The sequence below is a fragment of the Rhodococcus sp. AB351 genome (assembly GCF_049538275.1).
Taxonomy (GTDB): domain Bacteria; phylum Actinomycetota; class Actinomycetes; order Mycobacteriales; family Mycobacteriaceae; genus Rhodococcus.
This window is the reverse complement of sequence record NZ_JBMVFW010000031.1, coordinates 1-5,185: the sequence shown is the minus strand read 5'-3', so window position 1 is coordinate 5,185 and position 5,185 is coordinate 1. Positions and strand designations below refer to the sequence as shown.

6 protein-coding genes are annotated in these 5,185 nt (G+C 64.2%); 4 read left to right on the top strand and 2 right to left on the bottom strand.

The window, feature by feature from the left end:
* Positions 1 to 152 precede the first annotated feature (152 nt).
* The 4 genes from ACPCXD_RS22845 to ACPCXD_RS22830 all read left to right on the top strand — a co-directional run bounded on the left by ACPCXD_RS22845 (position 153) and on the right by ACPCXD_RS22830 (position 3,159).
* On the top strand, positions 153 to 926 hold the full coding sequence (locus ACPCXD_RS22845) for a sulfite exporter TauE/SafE family protein (protein WP_423661200.1): 774 nt from the start codon (positions 153 to 155) through the stop codon (positions 924 to 926).
* A gap of 80 nt (positions 927 to 1,006) precedes the next feature.
* The gene (locus ACPCXD_RS22840) at positions 1,007 to 2,353 is read left to right on the top strand and encodes an MBL fold metallo-hydrolase (protein WP_145693063.1); all 1,347 of its coding nucleotides are present in this window, start codon (positions 1,007 to 1,009) and stop codon (positions 2,351 to 2,353) included.
* Between the two features lie 91 nt (positions 2,354 to 2,444).
* Positions 2,445 to 2,714 (top strand): metal-sensitive transcriptional regulator, encoded by a 270-nt coding sequence (locus ACPCXD_RS22835; RefSeq protein ID WP_120282728.1) that lies wholly within the window; start codon positions 2,445 to 2,447, stop codon positions 2,712 to 2,714.
* Positions 2,715 to 2,745: 31 nt separating this feature from the next.
* Positions 2,746 to 3,159, top strand: a complete 414-nt coding sequence (locus ACPCXD_RS22830; protein WP_423661201.1) for a DUF302 domain-containing protein — start codon at positions 2,746 to 2,748, stop codon at positions 3,157 to 3,159.
* 39 nt (positions 3,160 to 3,198) lie between these two features.
* Here the strand turns inward: ACPCXD_RS22830 and ACPCXD_RS22825 are convergent, their stop codons facing one another.
* Both ACPCXD_RS22825 and ACPCXD_RS22820 read right to left on the bottom strand, forming a co-directional pair.
* On the bottom strand, positions 3,199 to 4,065 hold the full coding sequence (locus ACPCXD_RS22825) for a universal stress protein (protein WP_145693064.1): 867 nt from the start codon (positions 4,063 to 4,065) through the stop codon (positions 3,199 to 3,201).
* Positions 4,066 to 4,130: 65 nt separating this feature from the next.
* Entirely contained in the window at positions 4,131 to 4,541 is a 411-nt protein-coding gene (locus tag ACPCXD_RS22820; protein ID WP_390889795.1) for a CBS domain-containing protein, read from the bottom strand.
* Between the last annotated feature and the right edge of the window lie 644 nt (positions 4,542 to 5,185).

Genomic DNA, 5,185 nt, shown 5'->3' with positions numbered 1-5,185 from the left:
GTCCGTTGCCGGCGGGACGAGAGCGTGGGTGACTGCGGGCCGAGAGGTCCGCCGCGGACCCACCGCCTGAGGACGGATCCGATATCGGGTTCGGCGTCGGATCGACCGGCCCCGCCGTACTGCTGACAGAGAAATCGACGGAAAGGATCGAGATGACGTTGGCGCTCGCGCTCGGCTTCGGGGCTGTCATCGGCGTGCTGCTCGGCCTGCTCGGCGGAGGCGGATCGATCCTCGCGGTCCCGGCGCTGGTCTTCGGCCTGGGGCTGAGCATGGAGCAGGCCATCCCGATCTCGCTGATCGTCGTCGGTATGGCGTCGGCGATGGGGGCGCTGCCGAAAATGCGCGCCCACCTGGTCGAGTGGCGCCTGGCAGGCATCTTCGCCGCCACCGGAATTCCGGCCACCTTCGCGGGCAGCGCCGTGGGACGGTTGCTCCCGGAACGTGTTCTGCTGATCGGTTTCGCGGTGGTGATGGTCGCGGCGGGTGCGCGGATGCTCGCCGATCGTGGGGGTACCGGAACGGCGTGCTCGACCGAAGGCTCCCGGATCAACTGGCGCCGCTGCGCACCCCGGTCGATCTCGGCCGGCCTCGCCGTCGGCTTCCTCACCGGCCTGTTCGGAGTCGGCGGCGGATTCCTCATCATCCCCGCGCTCGTCCTCATGCTCGGCATCGAGATGCCCATCGCCGTGGGCACCTCACTGGTGATCATCGTCGTCAACTCCGCCGCGGGTCTGATCTCACATCTGAGCGGCACGAGCATCGACTGGGCGATCACCGCAGCCTTCGCCGGCACCGCGATCGTCGGCTCACTCATCGCGGGGCAGTTCGGCACCCGCGTCGACACCGATCGGCTGCAACGCTGGTTCGCGTATCTGGTGTTCGCCGTGGCCGCCTACGTGCTCGTCGATGCGATCTTCCTGCGGTGATCGAGACCCCACATCTAACCTTTCACCTATACGGGTACGGGTATTCGTCCCGTACCTCCCCCGAACGAAGGAGACCCGCGATGGACGTGTCGATCATCGAAACCTCCGGCCTCGGCGATCGCAGCTACCTGATCAGCGCCGGGGAGATCGGCGCCGTGGTGGACCCGCAACGCGACATCGACCGCGTACTGAAACTGGCGGCCGAACGGGGGGTGCGCATCACCCACGTACTCGAAACCCACATCCACAACGACTACGTCACCGGCGGTCTCGAACTGTCCCGGGCAGTGAACGCCGAATACGTCGTTCCGGCCGGCGACGACCTCGGCTACCCGCGGCGCGCGGTGGTCGACGGCGACATCGTCGACGCCGGAGCATTCCGCTTCCAGGTCATGCACACTCCCGGTCACACGCATCATCACGTCAGCTATGTGCTGCGCGACCCCGACGACACTGCCGTCGGAGTGTTCACCGGCGGTTCGATGCTCTTCGGCACGACCGGACGCACCGACCTCGTCGGCGAGGAGCACACCGACGAACTCACCCACGCGCAGTACCACTCGGTGCGCCGCCTCGCCGAGGAGTTGCCCGCCGAGACGAAGGTGTACCCCACGCACGGCTTCGGCAGTTTCTGCGCGGCCACCCCAGCCAGCGGCGACGAGTCCACTATCGGCCGCGAACGTACGTCGAACCCGGCGCTGACCCAGGATGAACAAGCTTATGTCGACGAACTGCTCGCGGGACTGGCCGCCTATCCCGCGTATTACGCGCATATGGGAGTGATCAACCGCGCCGGGCCTGCGCCGGTGGACCTGTCGATGCCCGAGCGCGTCGATCCGGACGAGTTGCGCCACAGGATCGACGCTGGCGAATGGGTGGTCGACCTCCGCGAGCGCACTGCTTTCGCCGCCGGGCACCTCGGCGGCACCCTCGGATTCGAGCTGTCCGGTTCGTTCGTGACCTATCTGGGCTGGCTCTACACCTGGGGAGCGCCGTTGACCCTGATCGGAGAGAGCGAGGAGCAGGTACTCGACGCGCGTCGCGAACTCGTCCGCATCGGCATCGACGATCTCGAGGGCGCGGCGGTGGGTGAGATCCACACACTCGTCGCCGGTGGTGAATTGCGTTCCTATCGTGTCGCCGATTTCTCGGCGCTGGCCCGCAGACGCGACGAGCAGCAGGTCACCGTCCTCGATGTGCGGCAGGCGAACGAGTTCGACGAGTCGCACATCGACGGCGCCGTCAATATCGCACTGCACGAACTGGCCGGTCGTCTCGGCGAGGTTCCCGAGGGTGAGGTCTGGGTGCATTGCGCGTCCGGTTATCGCTCGTCGATTGCAGCATCGATGATCGATGCACCCGAACGCAGCGTCGTCCTCGTCAACGACGAATTCGACCGTGCCCGAGGACTCGGACTCATGGCGTGAAGCGGCCTGCCGCGGGCTCACATCGGGTGTACACCACACCCTAAATTACCCCCTGGGGTATACTGTGGAAAACCGGAGAAAGGACACTTCCATGGTCGGCGACGAAGACAGCATCGCATTGGTTCTCAATCGGCTGCGCCGCGCCCAAGGGCAGCTCGCAGGGGTGATCTCGATGATCGAACAGGGCCGCGACTGCAAGGACGTCGTTACCCAGCTCGCCGCGGTTTCTCGCGCCCTCGACCGCGCGGGTTTCAAGATCGTCGCGACAGGTCTGAAGGAATGCCTGACCGACACCGCTCAGGACGGCAAGCAACCGATGACCGAGGCGGAACTCGAAAAGCTCTTCCTCGCCCTGGCCTGACCGGCGCGCTCGAGACAAGGACGTACCAGCCATAACACTCGCATTGTCGACAACGCTGCACACCTCGTTCGCCGACGCCGTCGAACGCACCCGCACAGCCTTGTCCGAGCAAGGCTTCGGCGTGCTCACCGAGATCGACATGAAGGCCACCTTGAAATCGAAACTCGGCGAGGACATCGAGGACTATCTGATCCTCGGCGCCTGCAACCCGCCGCTGGCGCACCGGGCGGTGACCGTCGACCGACAGATCGGCCTGCTGCTTCCATGCAACGTCATTGTGCGCGCCGACCCGAACGATCCGCATACCATCGTCGTCGATGCAATGAACCCACAACTGATGGTGCAGGTCGCCGAGCAACCGGGGCTGGCCGAGGTCGCCGCCGACGCCACCACGGCCTTGCAGGCCGCCATCGATTCCCTGCGGACGGACTCGGCAGAAAGCTGAATGCCGCCCGTTCCACGGCCGTCGAGTGCTTGTAGGGACCTACGGCACCACCATCAACGGACAGAGCACGGTGTGCAGCAAGGCCCATGTGGTCGACCCCAACAGCATATTCGGGAATCCGCCGCGTCCGCGTCGGCCGAGGACCAGCAATTGAGCGTTGGCGGCATGTGCAGCGAGATTACGGGAGGGTTGATCCATCACGACGATCGGCCGGACCGGGACATCGGGGAACTGTTCGACATAGCCGGCAAGGTTTTCTGACAGCAGTGCCCGTTCGCGGGTCTCCACGGCGTCCCAGTCGATCCGAAACCGGAAGGGGGATCGCACATCCACGTCGGACCAGGCATGGACTGCCACCAGTTCGACATCCCGCCGCGCCGCTTCGTCGAAGGCCAGTTCGACAGCGCGGGAATTGTCTTCGGATCCGTCGACGCCCAGCACGACCGGACCGGTGATGTCGGAGACGTCGATGTACGGCAGGTCGCGCACCACCACTGCCGGTGCATGCGTATGCAGCACGAGCGAGCTGCTCACAGAACCGAATCTCTCCCATCCCAGGCGGCTGTGGCCGGCCCCGACAACCACCATCGATGCGGTCTTTGACCGCTCGATCAGCTCGAGCACCGGCGATCCGGTACACAGATGGGACTCGACCTCGAGGCCTGAAGTCGCGCGGTGTGCGCGGTCGGTGGCCTCGGACAGTCGTTTCCGCCCCTCGCCTTCCTCCTGTTCGAAGAACCCTGCCGGCATACCGCCCGGAGTTCCGTGAAAGCCCCGGATCGACACCGTCGTCACCAGCGCCAGCGGCACACCCCGCTCCTTGGCTTCGCGTGCACCCCAGATCACGGCCTGCAGGGCCGGTGCCGATCCGTCGACCCCCACGACGATCGGCCGGTGTGCACTCATAGCCATGCCTTCGGAAGACAACCGATCATACGCAGGGAAAGGCGAGAGAGGAACGCCATGGGTTATCACTCCAACAGCGTTTGCCGCAAGCTCATCGTCTTCATAAAGTCGAGGAACATATGCTTGGGAAGATGATGTGCGAGGTCGGCTTCGCTGATGATCCCGACGACGCGGCGGTCGTCGACAACCGGCAGGTGTCGAATCTTGTGAGCTTGCATGACAATGAGTGCGTCCTCGACTTCGGCATCGGCTTGAATACACACCGGGCGATCGTCGGTGAGTTCACCGACGGTAGTGGTGGCGGGGTCGAGTTGTGCTGCGATGCCGTTGATCACGATGTCACGATCGGTAATGACACCTCTCAGGTATCCGTTGTCGTCACAGACGGGTAGCGCTTGGATGCCCGACTGTCGCATTTTCTGCGCCGCGGTACGCAAGGTGTCGTGTTCGTCGATGCACGTCGCTTTGGCGTGCATGATCTCACAGGCGCGGGACATAGCGATCCCACCCGCTGTACGTGACGACGTGGGGCACTGCCGTCCCACGCCCGAAAGTGCGCCGGACCTTCTCGATGCCCCGGAGGAATTCGCTCAGTGGGATAGCCCCTGCCATCGTGGTTGCAGGAGTGCCGATAACGGGTCGTGTGGGCACAACGGTGCCTTTGTTCGAGACCATCAGCTTCTGACATCCTTCAGCGTCTCAGTTGTTGGTGCTCTGAGGAAGGGCCTTTGGACCCGTTGTCGCTGGAGCCGGCCACCCGGCCGACTGTGATCCGCAGGGTGGGCGCCGGTGCATCTCAGTGGCAGCCTGGCTCGTTAGGCCTCTTCGGATTCCATGTCGGTCCGTGTACCGACCTGCGTCGGTGAGAACTGAGTCGAAAGTATCGGCGGTGTCTTACGGAATGTGCATGCACCTAACGGATACGGTCAGGGTGGCGGTATGGGGGCAAACGCCCGCTCGTCTCAATCAGCTCTTTCGTCATCCCGGCGTCTACGAGGTCGAGTTCGGCACCTCGGAGAAATAGTCAAATCCTGTGGATCTGACGCTGTCGACGTCACCTGAAGATTGGTTCTTCCCGCTGGCGTATGGAGTCAGGAATCCTCGGATACGTCCGTAGTGG